Below are 17,422 nucleotides of genomic sequence, written 5' to 3'. Positions count from 1 at the left end.
AGAGCGCTTGAAGCTTCGATCCAAAAGGAACCAAATCCCGGGTCGGGTGTCCTGGTAGAGTCTTCTCGACAGGATCGGGGGCGCGCCTGTGCCTCCGCATTTCTTCGATGTGGAGGCACCCCAGGATGTCCTCGAACCGCGCTCGTCCGCGCCTCGCCCTCGTGGTGCTGGCGTTCCTCGCCCTGGTTTGTCCGGGGCTGCTCACCGCGTGTCGTGAACCGGAGCGCCCGCTCCTGCCACGATCCCAGACCTGGGCCGAGCTCCGGACGGTCCGTCGCGACGTGCTCGTCGCGCCGCCCGGCGAGCCGGAACGCCCCCCGTACCCGCGAGAACGGCTCGTGGACGGAGAGGTGGTGCGGGTGCAGCCAAACGGGCTCGCGTGGCTCCGGCGGGACGGGGGCGCGACGTTGCTCGTCCGCGGGCCCGCGGAGCTCGTCCTCCACGCCGATGTGATCGACATCAAGCACGGGCGCGTCTTCGTGGATACGCCCGCGACGATCACCACCGAGCTCGCGACGCCGACCGGGCCGCTGCACCTCGCGCACGTGCGCGCGAGCATCGACGTCGCCCAGAAGGACGGCGCGTCGGACGTGTACGTGCTCGCCGGCGAGGTGCGCACGGACGGCTCGGCACGGGCGACGGCCGGCGAGCGGCTCATGCTCGAACCCCACAAGGGCGAGGCCAGCGCGAAGACGTCGCCGGTCTTGACGTGGGAGGACTGGACGGGCGGCCTCGCGACGACGGATCGCGCGGCCGAACCTTCGCCTTACGGCGTGGGCACGGTGGGCGCGCGTCGTCCGGGCGAACAGGGCGCGCCGCGCTTCCCGCTCGCGATCCAGAGGCTCGACGTGCGCGTGAAGATCCAGGACGACTTCGCGATCACCGAGGTCGACGAGGTCTTCTTCAACCCGAGCTCGGCGACGGTCGAGGGCGTGTATCGCTTCCGCACGCCTGCGGGCGCGACGCTGCACAAGTTCGGCGTGGATCGCGACGGCGTGGTGTTCTGGGGCTACGTCAAGGAGAAGCAAGCCGCCGCGGCGCAGTACCAGGCGAACGTCTACGAGGGCAGCAAGGAGGATCCGGCGCTGCTCGAGTGGGAGGCGCCGGGCGTGTACAAGGCGCGGCTCTACCCGATTTTGCCCGGACAATCGCGGCGCGTCGTGGTGCGGTACGCCGAGTGGCTCGGGCGCACGGGCGCGCGCGGCGAGCGTCGGCTCTACGTGTACCCGATGGCCGCCGAGGGCGCCGAGGGGTCGCTGCCGCACATCGAGGAGCTGACGGCGACGGTCGATCTCGCCCGGGCCGGCGCGCGCGAGGTGCGCACGGGCATGAGCGGCGTGCGCGAGGGCGGGACGATCACGGTGCGCGCGCAGGACTTCGTGCCGAGGGCCGATCTCGCGATCGAGCTCTTCGACGACGGCCTCGTCGCGCCGCGCGGCTACACGGCGCCGCACACGATGGATCCCGAGACGGTGCCGCCTTCGGAGCGCGCAGATGCGATGCAACGCGCGAAGACGGAGGCCGACTACGTGATCGTCCCCGTGCGATCCGCGGATGTTCCGCTCGCGAAGGGCGGGCTCGATCTGGCGATCGTGATCGATACGTCGGCCGCGACGGACGCGCCGTCGCTCGCGATCGCGCGGGCGACGACGGCGGCGTTGCTCGCGCACCTCGGCAAGGACGATCGGGTGGGCGTGTTCGGCGGGGACACGTCGCTCGTGCCGGTCGTGCCGGGCAAGGACGCGCTTGCGCCGATCGACGAGGCGGGGCGGCGCGAGGTGCTCGCGCGGATGTCGCGGATCGAGCGAGGCGGCGCGACGGATCTCGGGGCGATGTTGAGCCAGGCGGCGGCGCTGCTCGATCCTTCGCGGCGCGGCGCGGTGGTGTACGTCGGAGACGGCGCGCCCACGGTCGGCGAGCTGCGGCTGCAGGAGCTGCGGGATCGGATGGCGAAGCTGCCGCGGCCGGTGCGGATGTTCGGCGTGGGCGTCGGCGACGAGGCGGACATGGCGCTGCTCGAAGGCCTCGCGCGTGGCGGGTTTGCCGAGCGCGTGGCCGACGCGAACGCCGCGGCGCGCGTGGCGCTGCGCTTGCTCGAGCATGCAGAGCGGCCGGTTTGGCTCGGCGCGCAGGTGGATCTCGGGCCGACGGTGGAGCGGATTTTCCCGCGGGATCTCGGCGCGCTCGTGGCGGACGAGAGCATCGCGGTGATCGGCCGCGTGACGGCGGCGGGGTTGCCGACGTCGATCGCGCTGACGGGGCCCGCGGGTACGGTTCGGACGAACCTGCAGGTGACGCGGATCGAGGACGAGGGGGATCTGCGGCGCCGCTGGGCGGAAGGGCGCCTCTTGCAGATGATGGCCGAGGCGACGGGGCGCGCGGCGATGGTCGATCTCGGATCGCGGCACGCGATCATCACGCCGGTCACGTCGCTCTACGTGCCGACGAAGAACGAGATGACGCCGGAGGAGCGCGCCGAGCTCGAGCGCAAGAAGGGCATGGCGCGGAGCCTCGTGGAGACGAAGCGCCGGATGATGTGGACGCCGATCATCAAGGCGGACGTCGACGACGAAGAAGAAGAGGCGAACGGCGTCGCGTCCGTGGAGGTCGCCGCCGCGCCGAACGCCGACAACAAGGAAGGCGGTACGGGCACGCGGGCGAAGGGCGAAGAGGGCTCCATGGGGAACCCGAACACGCGCGCGACAGGCAACCGTTATGGCGTGCAAGGGCCTGCGGACAACGGCGACCCGCACATCGCGCGGCAAGCAGCGCTGCGCGACGCGGCCGAGTTCGGGATGATCGGCATGCTGAACACGGGCGCGGGTGGTGACCCGAACGCGCCCACGGCGCCGTGGGGCCGCGACGATTCGCTCGGGAGTGACGGCATCGCCGCGAAGGGCAACCAGTGGGGCAGCACGATCGGCGACGCGTACGGCGCCGGCGGGCTCGGGCTCTCGGGCCTCGCCGAGGGCGGAGGCGGACGCGGGGAAGGCATCGGGCTTGGTTCCATCGGGACGATCGGGCAGGGCACGGGCACGGGGCAAGGGTTCGGCTCGGGGCACGGGCGGCTCGGCGGCGCTCACAAGAGCGCGCCGCCGAAGATCATGGAGGCGCCGATCGCGATGCCGAGCGCTGCGGCGACGGCCTCGCCGGTGGCGCCGCCGCAGGCCGCACCGTCGCTGCCGATCACGGCCACGAAGCAGTCGAACGCGCCGGGGGATCCGCTCGCGGGCGGGGACCTGGAGGGCAAGCCGTCCGCAGGCGAGGAGTTCTTCAAGGCCAACGAGAGCCAGAAGCCCGCGGACAAGGCCAAGCGCGCTGCGGGTTCGTCCGGCACGACGATCGTGGTGCACGTGGGCGACGTGCCGCATCAGGCATCGCCGTGCAGCGGCGCCGCGCTCGTGCCGTTCGAGGAGCGCGTGGGCCTGTGGCGCGAGCGGTTCGGGCGCGTCGCAGGCAACGCGCAAGGTGTGCAATCGATCTATCGCGCTGCGCTCTCCGCGTGCGAGGCGCCGACGTGGCGAGAGAGGTCGAAGCTCGTGTCGCTCATGCTCGACGCGATGCCCTCGATCAACGCGAAGGTGAACCTCTGGCGTGTGATGTTCACGGACCTCGGCGTGGCCGACGCGCTCTACCGCGGGATCCTCGCGCGCGTGCGCACGGCGCAGGAGATGCGTGAGCTCCACACGGCGCTCGGCCTGAAGACGATGGATCCGGGCCTGCTCGAGAAGCTCATCAAAGACACGAAGTCGCCCGACGAGCGGGTGAAGAAGCTGCGGGAGCTCGTGGCGCAGTGGCCGGACGATTTCGCGCTCGCGCTGCGTCTGCTCGACATGCTGGAGGACGCGTCGGACGACGCGGGGGCGCGTGAGCTCGGCCGGACGCTCCGGTCGAGGCCCGACGCGGATGCGCGGGTGCGGACCGCGGTCGGCGAGCTGTACCTGCGCCTCGCGGCGAAGGAGAGCGACGCGGGCAAGAAGGCCGCGTACGAGGCCGAGGCGCGAAGGTCGTTCGGTGAGATCGTGGAGTTCGCGCCCGACGATCCGGTCGCGCGGCGCAGGCTCGGCGATCTTTTGAGGGCCCACGGTTGGTACGCGGACGCGGCGCGGCAGTACGAGACGCTGGCGCGGCTCGCGCCCGACGACACGAGCGTCTCGCTCCTGCTCGCGGCGGCCGCCGAGGGCATGGGCAAGCTCGAAGAGGCCATCAAGTGGACCGAGAAGGGCGGCGCGGCGGGCGCGCCCGACGCGGAGCAGAGCCCGGCCGTGACGGCGCGCGCGTTCGCCGCGACGTACCTCGCGTGGGGCCGGCTCCTCGCGCAGAAGAACGGCAAGAGGGACGAGGAGCAGACGCTGCGCGCGCGGCTCCTGCGGGTGATCTCGACCGAGCGCGCGGCCGGCAAGGCGCCGCGTGGGGCGCGGGTGTCGCTCACGTGGTCGCACCCCGAGTTCCATCCGTCGCTCTGGACGAACGGGCTCGGCACGCAGATGCCGGCGCCCGAGGGTGACGTGACGCTGGGCATCGCGCAGGCGCTCCTTCCGATGCGCCCCGACGCACGCGTGGAGGTGCGGCTCGAAGGCGAGGATGTGGAGCACGCGGCGCGCCTCGGCGCCGAGGCGATCCTGACGATCGTGTTCGACGAGGGGGAGGACGGCGAGACCATCGTGAAGCAATCGATCCGCTTCGCGCGCGGCGGCAAGCCGGTGCGAGCGTTCGCCATCTCGAAGGGTGAGGCCCGGGAGGTCGAGCCGTGAGCGACGAGCGACGAGACGAGCAAGACGTGAAGGGCACGCCCGACGGCGAAGCGAACGCGACGGCCGGAGAGGCATCCGTTCGTCCCGAAGAACCCACGGCCGGTGCAGCGGAGAACGCGAGCGGAAGCGAAGGCGAAAACGCGAGCGCAGGCGGCAGCGGGAGCGGCGACGGAAGCGGCAGCGGCAGCGGAGGCGGAGACGGGAGCGACGGCGGAAGCGACGAGAGCGACGACGAAGAGGACGACGACGAACCCGCGGCCGCTGCGCCCGAGCTTCCGCGCGCGAACGAGCGTCGGATCGTCGTGGTCACGCGCGGCGAGAAGCTCGATACGGCCGAGTGGCTGCCCGTCAGTGATCCCCGCGCGCAGGAGCAGATCCGGCGGACCCCGTCGGCTCCCCTGCCGCCCGAAGGCGGGACCCTTCCGCCCGCGCTCTTCGCGATCGTGAGCTCGATCGTGGTCATCCTCGTGACCGTCATGCTCCTGCGCGGGCAAGGCGAGCGGAAGCCGAGCCAGCCGCTCGTGCCGACCGTGGCCGATCTGCAGGCGGTGCACGCGTCGGTGACCGCCGCGGGCGCGCCCGTGCACAAGACGCGGCGGCTCTCGGAGGGCGAAGTCGTCAAGACCGACGCCGACGGTCGCGCGCGCCTGCGCCTCGACGACGGCACGGGCCTCGTGCTCGATCGCTCGACGAGCCTCCGCGTCACGCAGAAGGGCGTGGCCCTCGAGCACGGGCGCATCTTCGTGCAGGGCGCGCTCGGCGCGCGGACCGAGATCGAGCTCGGCGAGGTCACGGGCATCGTCAGCGGCGCGAACACCGGCATCGAGCGCTCGCGCGAGCGTCCGTCGAGCGCGAAGCTCTACGCGGCGACCGAGGAGATCACGGTGCGCGCGGGCGGCGCCGAAAAGACGGTGCGCGCGGGCGAGACGGCCACGGTGGACGGCAGCAAGGTCGAGGTCGCGCCCGAGCGCGGCTACGACGACTGGACGGGCGGCATGGCCGCGCCGTGGGGCGCGAAGGGCGCGCCGCGCAGGGCCGTCGGTGAGCTCTGGGGTCGGCCGGACAAACCCGGCGACGCCGGCTCGCCCCTCACGATCCGCGCCCACGACGTGGAGGCGACGGTCGCGCGCGAGCTCGCCGAGACCGAGGTGCGGACGACGTTCTTCAACGCCGGCAGCACGTCCGTGAACGGCGACTATCGCCTGGCGATCCCGCCGGGCGCGATCGTGGCGCGGTTCGCCTCGGTGCGTGGTGGCAACACGAACGAGGGACACATCGCGCTCGCCACGCGCGATCTGCGCGGCCCCGGGAGCCCGAGCTCGAGCGGCGAGGTGCTCGAGTGGGCCGGCGAAGGCTGGGTCCGCGCGACGATCCCGAGCATCGCGCCCGGCGCGACGGTGCAGGTGATCGTCCGGTACGTCGAGTGGCTCTCGCCGCGGCCGAAGGGCGATGGGAACTGGGTCGTGCAGTACCGCTACCCGATGGTCTCGGACGCCGCGCCGCCGCTCATCGGCGAGTTCTCGGCGAAGGTCGATGCGACGCAGTCGAGCCCGAAGTCGATCGGCGCGGGGCTCGGAGCACGCGTGACGGGCAGCACCGTCGAGCTGCGGCGGCCCGATTATCGGCCGACCGCGGACCTCGTGGTGGACGTGGCGATCGAGCCTTCGTCGTCACCCGCGCGGCTCTTCGTGGCGCCGCCGTTCGAGGGCGACGAGGATGATCCGGCCTCGACGATCCTCGTGCGCACCGAGGTGCCCGAGGCGCGCGCCGAGGACGGGGTCACGCTCGCGCTCGTGCTCGACGTCTCGTCGAGCGTGGAGCCGGCGCTGCTCGATGCGGAGCGCGCGCTCGTCGACGCGGTGCTCTCGGGCCTCGGGGCGCGGGACAAGGTGGTCGTGCTGGCCGCCGATCAGACGGTGCGTCCCATCGGACCGGCCACGATCGGCCCGGTGGACGAGGCGCGCCGCAAGGCGATCCGCGATGCGCTCGGGCAGATCTCGACGGGCGGCGCGACGGATCTCGGCCGCGCCCTCGAAGCCGGCGCGGACGCGCTGCCGGTCGACGCGCCCGCGGGCATGGTGATCTACGTCGGCGACGGCTGGCCGACCGTTGGAGATCCAACGGTCGATCGGATCCAGGCGCGGCTCGCGCGCCGGCAGGGCGGGGCGCCGCGCCTCGGCGCCGTGGGCGTCGGGCCGCTCGTGAACCGCTTCGCGCTGGCGAGCCTGGTGCGCGGCTCGGGCCCGCTGCTCGAGATCGCGGACACGACGGACGCCGCCCGTGTCGCGACCGAGCTCATCGCCGAGGCGCTGCAGCCCGCGGTGGCGGGCGTCGAGGTCGTGTTCGGGACCGAGGTCGATCGCATCTACCCGCGCTCGGCGCGGGCGATCACGGCCGGCGAGACGGTCTTCGCGGTGGGCCGCGTGCGGGGGGATCCGCCTCGCTCGATCACGCTGCGTTACCGCGACGCGAGCGGCGTGCACGAGGAGAAGCGGCCCGTCGTCGTGGAGCGCGCGCTCCGCGAGCAGGACGTGGCGCGGCGCTGGGCGGCGGCGCGCGTCGAGGAGATCGCGCTGAAGGGCAAGGGGCGAGAGGCCGCGACCGACGTGGCCTTGCGCGCCGGGCTGCTCACGCCGTGGACCGGCTTCGTGATCGGCGGCCAGCGCGTGTACTGGCCGACGCTCTTGCAGACGCGCATCCTCGATCTCTCGGCCGGGCCCGAGGCTGGCTTCTCCGCGGCGTTCGCCACGCCGCGCGCGGCGGCCGGGACGCTGATGAACGTCCCGCAGGAGACCGAGTCGGCCGAGGAGGACGACGAGGCCGCCTACAAGGCCGCGGTGGCCGAGGCCGCAGCGCGGCTCCTCGACGAGGCCGGCCCCTCGGTCCGCGCCTGTCGTGACTCGCGCGCGGCGCTCCGGCCCGAGCTCTCGGGCAAACTCGAAGTGAACTTCTCGATCGACGGCGATGGCCGCGCCGACAAAGTCCGCGTGAAGGGCGTCGCCGGCGCGGACGATGACGCGCTCGATCGCTGCGTCGAGGTCGTGGTGCGTGGGATGATCTTCCCCGCGAGCGGGCTCAAGGTGTCGATCGAGGTGTCGCGTACGCTCGGCTTGCCGCCGCCCCGCGCGACGCTGCGCGGACGCAAGTGCTCGCCCACCTCGTTCTTGCCGCTGCCTCTCCGCCGCGGCGTGTGGCGCGAGCGGCTCGATCGCGGCCAGGCCGACGTGGTCTATGTCGAGGCGAAACAGTCGTGCGAGCTGCCCACGTGGACCGATCGTCGCGCGCTGCTCGAGCTCATCCTGGTGAACGAGCCGAATGGCCTCTCGCGCGTGGCCGTTGCCGGTCGGCTCGAGCTGCTCGGCGAGAGCGACGCGGCCGCGTTGATCCGGCGCGAGGCGATCCGCCGCGCGCAGAGCCCCGAGGAGCTCCTCTCGATCAAGCGCGAGCTCGTGGGCAGCGAGCGATACCCCCTGGGCACGTTCCGCAAGCAGTATCGCGCGGCGAACGATGACAAGGGGCGGCTCGCGGTCGTGCGCCGCTTCCTCGGGCTCGCGCCGCACGACGCGCGGCTCCGGCGCCGGCTCTTCGCGCTGCTCGAAGCGCTCGACATGAAGGCCGAGCTTTCGGAGGAGATCCGCCGCGCTCGCCGTGATCCCTTCGCGGACGCGGGCCTGCTCGCGGACGCGGCGTCGGCGCTCCTGCGCATCGGCGACGAGGCCGAGGCGCGCCGCACGTTCGGCGAGCTCTCCGAGCGCGCCCCGCGGGATCCTTGGGCGCGCGCCTTCCTCGGCGATCGCCTGCGCAACGAGGGCTTTTTCGACGACGCCTCGCTCGCGTACGCGGTGCTCGAAGAGCTCGTGCCCGAGGAGCCCGCGGCCGTCATTCGCTTCGCGCTCGCGCATGCGGGCGCGGGCCGGCTCGACATCGCGCACCGCATGCTCGCGCGCGTCGCGCAGACGGGCGGTCGCGCGGGCGACGAGACGCTCGGCAGGCTCGCGGGCTACCTCGCGCACGTCCTGCTCGCCGAGGGCCGTGGTCGCCAAGGGCTCACGGAGTCGGACACGGATCGCCTCGTGCGGGCCTCGCTCGAGCTCCCGTATCCGAACGCCGCCGTGGTCGCGCTCGTCCGCGCGCCTGCGGGCGCCCTCGCTCTCGACGTGAAGCTCCTGCGCGACAAGACCGCGGACCCGCTCGGCCCCGACGTCACCGCGGCGGGCGCGGGCCTTTACGCGCTCCGCTTCGGCCTCGCGGAGAAGTCGCCGATCTCCCTCGAGCTCGCGCGTCCCGAGGAGCTCGCGCCCGCGCGCGCAACGAAGGTCCGCGTCGACGCGCTCGTGCCCGACGGCGACGGCAAGCCGCCGAAGCTCGTCTCGATCGACGTCGAGCTCCCGCCGACCGGCAAGCCCGTGACGCTCCGCTGGACGGGCGGCGCATTCACGCCTGGTTGACGACGCGTCGAGCGGCGGCGGATCCAGGGGCCGCCGCTTGACGTCGCTGCCTCGGATCGGTTGTACTTTTCGTTCTAAACGTTCCGAAACGAACGTATCTCCGCGAAACTCCAAATCATTTCGGTGACTCCGTCCCTCCCGGCGTGGCCTCTTCCGCCGGCGCGGCGGCGTTCGTCGAAAGGTTTGTGCACCAACAGTCTCGAAGGCGGGGCTCGTCCCCGGAGGCTTCTCGTATGTCGAACCGATCGATCGCGCGTGCTGCGCACCTCGTGGTGCTCGCGCTCGCGCTCGCCCTCGTGGCCCTCGTGCCACGCGCCGCGCGCGCGGCGACGAATGTCACGGGCGGCAACGTCATCAACCAGACGTGGACCCCAGCAGGCAGCCCGTACATCGTCTCGGGCGACGTCACCGTGCCCGTGGGCGCGTTTCTGACCATCCAGGCCGGCACCGTCGTGCAGTTCGCGAACGGTGACGTCCAGGCCGCGGGCCTCGACACGGGGCGCACCGAGATCACCGTCAAGGGCCAGCTCAACGTGAACGGCACGGCGGCGAGCCCCGTGACCTTCGCAGCGCAGAGCGGCTCGGGCGCGGGCATCTGGTACGGCATCGTCGTCGAGCCAACGGGTGTCGCGACGATCGCGAACGCCACGATGACGAACGCGAGTTACGCGATTCAATCGAGCGCGGCGGCCATGGGCCTCGCGGTCTCGGACACGGTCATCAACAACTCGACGTACGGCGTCTACCTCGAAGCCGGCACGCCGACGCTGACGAACGTCACCGCGAACAACGGCACGTACGGTTTCTACTTCACGGGCACGACGTCCGCGACCGTCTCGGGTTGCACGGCGAAGAACAACGCGACCTTGGGCGTGTACGTGGTGCCGTCGGGCGGGACGACGACGAACAGCTTCACGGGCTGCCTGGTGCAGGGGAACAGCTCGTACGGCGTGCGCACGGGCGCGAGCTCCGGTGCGACGTCGACGGTGAACATCACGGACAGCACGCTCCACGGCAACGGCACGTACGGCGTGTACGTGTTCGCGGCGACGGGCGGCTCGACGACGGTGAACGTGAAGAGCTCCAACGTGACGGGCCTGGCATCGAGCCCGCAGCAGTACGGCATCTACCGTGTGACGGGCAACGGCACGACGGCGGTGACGACGACGTACTCGAACGTGTGGGGTAACTCGAACGGCAACTACAGCAGCGCGACGGCGGGCACGGGGTGTTTGTCGGCGAACCCGCTGTACGTGTCGGTCCCGACGAACATGCGGCTGACGTCGAACTCGCCGTCGCGCTTCGCGGGTGACGCTGGCGGTGATCTCGGGCCGCTCGACTACACGAGCGATGCGACGCCCGGGTACCACGGGACGTTGTGGGTCAACACGACGCTGACGCTCGCGGGGTCGCCGTACACGATCGCGGGTGACGTGACGGTGGGACCGAGCGCGAAGCTCACGATCGAGCCGGGCGTGGTGGTGAACTTCTCGAACGGCGACATCATGGCATCGGGCGACGACACGGGGCGCGGCGAGATCCGCGTGAACGGCACGCTGGAGGCGCTCGGCACGACGGCTTCGCCGATCACGCTGCGCGCGACGACGGTGGGCGCGGGCAACTGGTACGGCGTCGTGCTCCCGTCGACGTCGAAGGGCGCGACGCTGACGAACGTGAACCTGCTGTACGGCTCGTACGCGGTGTACTCGGCGGCCACCGGCTCGCTCCTCTCGCTCACGAACGTGGCGAGCGACACGTCGACGTACGGCGTCTACCTCGAAGCCGGCACGCCGACGCTCACCAACGTCACCGCGAACAACGGCACGTACGGCTTCTACTTCACGGGCACGACGTCCGCGACCGTCTCGGGTTGCACGGCGAAGAACAACGCGACCTTGGGCGTGTACGTGGTGCCGTCGGGCGGGATGACGACGAACAGCTTCACGGGCTGCTTGGTGCAGGGGAACAGCTCGTACGGCGTGCGCACGGGCGCGAGCTCCGGTGCGACGTCGACGGTGAACATCACGGACAGCACGCTCCACGGCAATGGCACGTACGGCGTGTACGTGTTCGCGGCGACGGGCGGCTCGACGACGGTGAACGTGAAGAGCTCCAACGTGACGGGCCTGGCGTCGAGCCCGCAGCAGTACGGCATCTACCGCGTGACGGGCAACGGCACGACGGCGGTGACGACGACGTACTCGAACGTGTGGGGTAACTCGAACGGCGACTACAGCAGCGCGGCGGCGGGTACGGGGTGTTTGTCGGCGAACCCGCTGTACGTGTCGGTCCCGACGAACATGCGGCTGACGTCGAACTCGCCGTCGCGCTTCGCGGGTGACGCTGGTGGTGATCTCGGGCCGCTCGACTACACGAGCGACGCGACGCCCGGCTACCACGGGACGTTGTGGGTCAACACGACGCTGACGCTCGCGGGGTCGCCGTACACGATCGCGGGTGACATGACGGTCGGTCCGAACTCGAAGCTCACGATCGAGCCGGGCGTGGTGGTGAACTTCTCGAACGGCGACATCATGGCGTCGGGCGACGACACGGGGCGCGGCGAGATCCGCGTGAACGGCACGCTGGACGCGCTCGGTACGACGGCTTCGCCGATCACGCTGCGCTCGACGACGGTGGGCGCGGGCAACTGGTACGGCGTCGTGCTCCCGTCGACTTCGAAGGGCGCGACGCTGACGAACGTGAACTTGCTGTACGGCTCGTACGCGGTGTACTCGGCGGCCACCGGCTCGCTCCTCTCGCTCACGAACGTGGCGAGCGACACGTCGACGTACGGCGTCTACCTCGAAGCTGGCACGCCGACGCTGAAGAACGTCACGGCGAACAACGGCACGTACGGCATGTACGTGACGGGCACCGCCGCGCCCACGGTGCAGGGGCTGACCCTCAAAGGGAACGCGAGCTTGGGCCTGTATTTCGTGCCGAACAGCGGCAATTCGATCATGACGGTCGAGAACGCCCTCATCCGCACGAGCGGCTCGTACGGCGTGCGCACGGGCGCGTCGAGCGGCGCGACCGGCACGCTCAACCTGACGAACGCGACGATCCACGGCAACGGCACCTACGGCGTGTACGTCTTCGCGTCGACCGGCGGATCCATGTCCGTCAACATCAAGAACGCCATCATCACGAGCCTGGCGGCGAACCCGCAGCAGTACGGCGTCTACCGCGTGACCGGCAACGGCACGACGTCGACGAACGTCACGTACTCCGACGTCTGGGGCAACACGAACGGCAACTATTCCAGCGCGACCGCGGGTGCGGGCTGCATCTCGCAGAACCCGAACTTCGTCAACGCGCCGACGGACCTCAAGCTCGCGGCCGGCAGCGTGTGCATCGACGCGGGCACGTCGATGGGCGCGCCGACCTCGGACATCGAAGGCAAGCTCCGCCCGATCGACGGCGACGGGATCAACGGCGCCGCGGTCGACATGGGCGCCTACGAGTACGCGATGGCCGTCTTCTGCGGCGACGGCGTGACGAACGGCGGCGAGGTCTGCGACGACGGCGCGCAGAACGGCCAGTACGGCGCCTGCAAGGCCGACTGCTCCGGGCTCGGTCCGCGCTGCGGCGACGGCATGGTCAACGGGCCCGAGCAGTGCGACGACGCGAACGCGTCGAACACGGACGCCTGCTTGACCACGTGCATGATGGCCTCCTGCGGCGACGGCTACGTGCAGGCGGGCGTCGAGACGTGCGACGACGGGAACACGTCGAGCAACGACGGCTGCCTCGCGACCTGCAAGCCGGCCTCGTGCGGCGACGGGTTCGTGCAAGTGGGCGTCGAGCAGTGCGACGACGGGAACATGTCGAACACCGACGGCTGCATCATGGGCTGCAAGACCGCGTCGTGCGGCGACGGCTACGTGCAGGCGGGCGTCGAGACGTGCGACGACGGGAACACGTCGAACACCGACGGCTGCCTCGCCTCGTGCAAGCCCGCGATGTGCGGCGACGGGTTCGTGCAGGCGGGCGTCGAGCAGTGCGACGACGGGAACATGTCGGACACCGACGGCTGCGTCATGGGCTGCAAGGCCGCGACGTGCGGCGACGGGTTCGTGCAAGCGGGCGTCGAGACGTGCGACGACGGGAACATGTCGAACACCGACGGCTGCCTGGCGAGCTGCAAGCCGGCCTCGTGCGGCGATGGGTTCGTGCAGGCGGGCGTCGAGGAGTGCGACGACGGGAACGTGGTGAACAGCGACCAGTGCCCGTCGACGTGCAAAAACGCGACGTGCGGCGACGGGTTCGTGCAGGCGGGCGTCGAGGAGTGCGACGACGGCAACCTGACGAACGGCGATGCGTGCCTCAACGCCTGCAAGAACGCGACGTGCGGCGACGGCGTCGTGCAAGCGGGTGTCGAGCAGTGCGACGACGGCAACGCGTCGAACACCGACGCCTGCGTCATGAGCTGCAAGAGCGCGACGTGCGGCGACGGCTACGTGCAGGGCGGCGTCGAGGCCTGCGACGACGGCAACCAGAACGACACCGACGGCTGCAAGAACAACTGCAGCTTGCCGGGGTGCGGCGACGGCATCGTGGGTCCGAACGAGGAGTGCGACGACGGCAACGCATCGAGCACCGACGCGTGCCTCGTGACATGCAAGAACGCGACGTGCGGCGACGGGTTCGTCCGCGAAGGCGTGGAGGCGTGCGACGACGGCAACACCGACGACACCGACGAGTGCCCGACGACGTGCAAGAACGCGACGTGCGGCGACGGGTTCGTCCTCGATGGCGTCGAGGAGTGCGACGACGAGAACAGCTCGAACTCCGACGCTTGCGTGCAGGACTGCAAGGCCGCGGCCTGCGGCGACGGCTACGTCGAGCTCGGCGTCGAGACCTGCGACGACGGCAACCAGAACAACGACGACGCGTGCTCGAACCTGTGCACGAGCGCGACGTGCGGCGACGGCGTGGTGCAGCCGGGTGAGGCTTGCGACGACGGCAACGCGTCGAACTTCGACGCCTGCCTGAGCGGCTGCCTCAAGGCGAGCTGCGGCGACGGGTTCGTCTGGGGTGGCATGGAGGAGTGCGACGACGCGAACGGCGTCTCCGGCGACGGCTGCACCTTCGACTGCAAGCTCGAAGGCCAGGGCGGCGCGGGCGGCGGCGGCGGCGCGGGCGGCGACGGTGGCATGGGCGGCGACGGCGGCATGGGCGGCGAAGGCGGCGAAGGCGGCGCGGGCAGCGGCGGGCGCGACCCGGGCAGCGACGAGGGCTGCGGCTGCCGGACCGTCGGCGAGACCCGTGACGCGGGCGGCGCGGTCGTCCTCGTGCTCGCGGGCGCGCTCGTCGCGGCGCGCCGGCGGCGCAAGGCGGCGTAGTTCGTCCGGGTAACGAAAAAAGAGCGGCGGCGTCCTTCGGGATGCCGCCGCTCTTTTTTTGAGGTCCCAGCAATCGCGCGAGGAATGGCGCGAGGCGCGTCAGCCTTTCGCGCGGGGCGTGATACGCGATTGGATCTCCATCAGCGCCGCCCGGGCCCCGAGCGGCAGGCCCACGTGCCCTGCGGGGACCTCGGGCTCGCGCACGTTGAGCCGCACGAGCAGGCCTTCGAGGCTCGTGGCGATCCGCTCGCTGAAATGACGAACCGTGGGGATGGCCGTCCCGGCGCCGCATTCGATGACGACCACGCGGCCGCGCGCCTCGCCCCGCATCGATACGAGCCACGACCCGAGCCGCGCCTCCTGCGCGTCGGCGCGGGTCGAATCCCAGCCTCCGTCGCCGAACATGAGCACGTTGGGCCGGGCCATCGCCCCGCAGCGCGGGCACTTGGGGAGCGGCTCCTTCGCGCGGAACGACGTCGGGTCCACCTCGACCGTGTACGGATCGGCCGGGAAGATTCCGACGCCGCAGTCGCGCGTGCATTGCAGGAAATCGATGGCGCCGTGGCATTCGACGATCCGCTCGGGATCGAAGCCCGCGCGCTGGAACTGGCCGTCGACGTTCGAGGTGAAGACGAAGCAGCCGTCTTCCATCCTGCGGGCGAAGCGCGCGAGCACCCCGAAGCCGTCGTGGGGACGGGTTTTGCGGTAGAGCTCGAGGCGGTGCCCATAAAAACCCCAGGCGAGGGCGGGATCGTTCGCGAACCAGCGCGGATTCGCGAGGGACGAGAAGCCGAGGCCGAGGTCCTTGTACGGCGGGTAGGCCCGCCAGAACCCTTCGTTGCCGCGGAAATCGGGCAGCCCCGAGTCGACGCCCATGCCCGCGCCCGCCGTGATGACGAGCGCGCGCGCATTTTCGAGGGCGCGGGCGGCTTGTTCGAACAGGGATTCATGCGGGGTCATGGGAGCTCCTCGTTTTCGCCCCGGTCGCGAGGGGCGATCACCATCGAATCATCGGTCCGTGGCGAGGTGCCGAAAAAACGCCTGCCCCTTCTCTCCGCGCCGCGGGGGCGAAGACGAAGGGGCAGGGGAGCGCAGAAGGGGTTTTCTGGTGGGTCAGGGCGCGACCGGGGTGCAGGTGCCCGTGGTCGGATCGTTGTCGTTCGCCGTGCACTTGAACTGGGGCATCGCCGGGCAGGGAATCGGCGGGCAGGTCGCCTCGCAGCTCTCGTTCTTGAACTTCTGGAGCGCTTCTTTGTAAGCGATGACCTCGGGCAGATCCTGGGCGACCACGCTGATCGGGCAGCAGGGGCCGTCGATGATCTCCTGGCACTGCGGGATTTCGGGCTGCAGCGGGTAACACTGCATCGCCGGGACGATCTTGAGATTGACGTCCGCTTCGAGCGGATCGCAGACCGCCGCGTTTCCGCCGCTGCCGCCGTTTCCGCCGCCGCCGTTTCCGCCGCCGCCCGCGCCGCCTTGGCCATTGCCGCCCGCGCCCGCGCCGCCGGAGCCATTGCCGCCCGCGCCTGCGCCGCCGGAGCCATTGCCGCCCGCGCCGCCTTGGCCGTTGCCGCCTTGCGCGGTGCCGTTGCCCGCGCCGCCGTTTCCGCCGTCGCCGCCGCTGCCGCCGTTGCCGCCGCCGCCCGTGCCGGGGGGACAGACCTGGCCGGCCGGGCAGCCAGTCGCGCCGCCGGTGGGCTCGACCTGCTCATCACCCGGGCAACCAGCCAAAAACAACGCGGCACCGGCGACCTGTGCCAGCAAGACGATACGCATGACCCCTCCTCGCATAGAAGAAGCTTCTCCAAGAACCGACATTCGACGTAACATGGAAAATTTATAGCCTCGGCGCCAGGCTCCGTCCACCGACTGCGCCGGGATTTTGGCGCTCGCCCCCGCGATGGGTCGCCGCCCCCTACGCCCGATCCCTCAGAGCTCGTTTGGGCACGCGAGGAGCGTCGTGCAGGCCTTTTCCGCGGACCTCGACCGTGACGCCCGGATAGCCGTACCCGTCGTCGTCACGCTGGCCCACGCAGTCGGTCACGCACATGGGCTCGCAGAAATCCGTGCGGCCGAGGTGCGCGTATCGCTTGCCCTCCGGCGAATGGATCCGTCAGTCGTACCGCTCGGTGTGCACGTGCTTGCGGTCGACGCCGAGCTCGTGGCGACAGAGCTCGCGCACGGCCTTCACCATTCGTTCGAGGCCACAAACGTAGACGTGCGGCGCCAGAGGCGCGCCCGCCGCTTCGAGCTCGCGGAGCAGGGCAGGGACGTGCGTCTGGACATACCCGCTCTTGCCCGTCCACGACGCGCCGGGCCGCGAGAGCGTGATCGTGTACCGCACGTGCGGGTGCGCGCGGGTGAAGGCCTCCATCTCGGCGCGGTAGAGGATGTCCTCCTCGAAACGCGCGCCGAAGAGGAGCCACAGCGGCGCCTTCGAACCGACCGCGAGCGCGGCCTGCATCATCGCGCGGAGCGGCGTCACGCCCGTCCCCGTGCCGACGAAGAGCGAAGGGCTCGGGTCATCGGATGCGCGCGTGAAGAGGCCGTGCGGGCCGATCGCCGAGAGGACCGAGCCCTCGGGGAGATCGTGCAGGTACATCGAGCCCGAGCCGCAGGGGACACGCGTGACGGCGAGCTCGAAGCGGCTCGATCCGTCGGGCGCCGAAGCGATCGAATACGCGCGTCGCCGCTCGCCCTCGGGCAGCGGCAAGGCGAGGTTGATCCACTGACCCGGGTCGTGATCGAGAGGCCGACCATCGACCCGTTCGAACACGAGCTGCCGCACCATCGGCGCGATCATCGTCGCCGACGCGAGCCGCACCTCGAACGTCTCGGGTTTTTTCATCCGGCGACGCGGAACATAGGGGGA

The 17,422-nt window shown here is 71.1% G+C and carries 6 protein-coding genes; 3 read left to right on the top strand and 3 right to left on the bottom strand.

What is annotated here, in order from left to right:
- The first annotated feature begins 125 nt into the window (after nucleotides 1-125).
- From QHF84_RS16965 to QHF84_RS16955, 3 genes are all read left to right on the top strand, one after another.
- Complete coding sequence (locus QHF84_RS16965) at nucleotides 126-4,754, top strand: VIT domain-containing protein (protein WP_281314346.1); 4,629 nt, start codon at nucleotides 126-128, stop codon at nucleotides 4,752-4,754.
- Complete coding sequence (locus QHF84_RS16960; protein ID WP_281314345.1) at nucleotides 4,751-9,202, top strand: VIT domain-containing protein; 4,452 nt, start codon at nucleotides 4,751-4,753, stop codon at nucleotides 9,200-9,202. Before QHF84_RS16965 ends, QHF84_RS16960 begins: the two co-directional genes overlap by 4 nt.
- A gap of 233 nt (nucleotides 9,203-9,435) precedes the next feature.
- The gene (locus tag QHF84_RS16955) at nucleotides 9,436-14,550 is read left to right on the top strand and encodes a DUF4215 domain-containing protein (protein WP_281314344.1); all 5,115 of its coding nucleotides are present in this window, start codon (nucleotides 9,436-9,438) and stop codon (nucleotides 14,548-14,550) included.
- A gap of 99 nt (nucleotides 14,551-14,649) precedes the next feature.
- On the opposite strand, the gene QHF84_RS16950 is transcribed toward QHF84_RS16955, so the two are convergent.
- The 3 genes from QHF84_RS16950 to QHF84_RS16940 form a co-directional block, all read right to left on the bottom strand.
- The gene (locus tag QHF84_RS16950) at nucleotides 14,650-15,510 is read right to left on the bottom strand and encodes a Sir2 family NAD-dependent protein deacetylase (protein WP_281314343.1); all 861 of its coding nucleotides are present in this window, start codon (nucleotides 15,508-15,510) and stop codon (nucleotides 14,650-14,652) included.
- A 153-nt stretch (nucleotides 15,511-15,663) separates the two neighbouring features.
- Nucleotides 15,664-16,326 carry a hypothetical protein gene (locus QHF84_RS16945; RefSeq protein WP_281314342.1) on the bottom strand — a complete coding sequence of 221 codons (663 nt, stop codon included), beginning with the start codon at nucleotides 16,324-16,326 and terminating at the stop codon, nucleotides 15,664-15,666.
- 337 nt (nucleotides 16,327-16,663) lie between these two features.
- On the bottom strand, nucleotides 16,664-17,398 hold the full coding sequence (locus tag QHF84_RS16940) for an FAD-dependent oxidoreductase (protein ID WP_281314341.1): 735 nt from the start codon (nucleotides 17,396-17,398) through the stop codon (nucleotides 16,664-16,666).
- Between the last annotated feature and the right edge of the window lie 24 nt (nucleotides 17,399-17,422).

Origin of the sequence: Polyangium sp. y55x31 (assembly GCF_029946505.1) — a bacterium.
In the GTDB taxonomy this organism is placed as follows: Bacteria; Myxococcota_A; Polyangia; order Polyangiales; family Polyangiaceae; genus Polyangium.
This window is presented reverse-complemented; position numbering and strand designations above follow the sequence as displayed.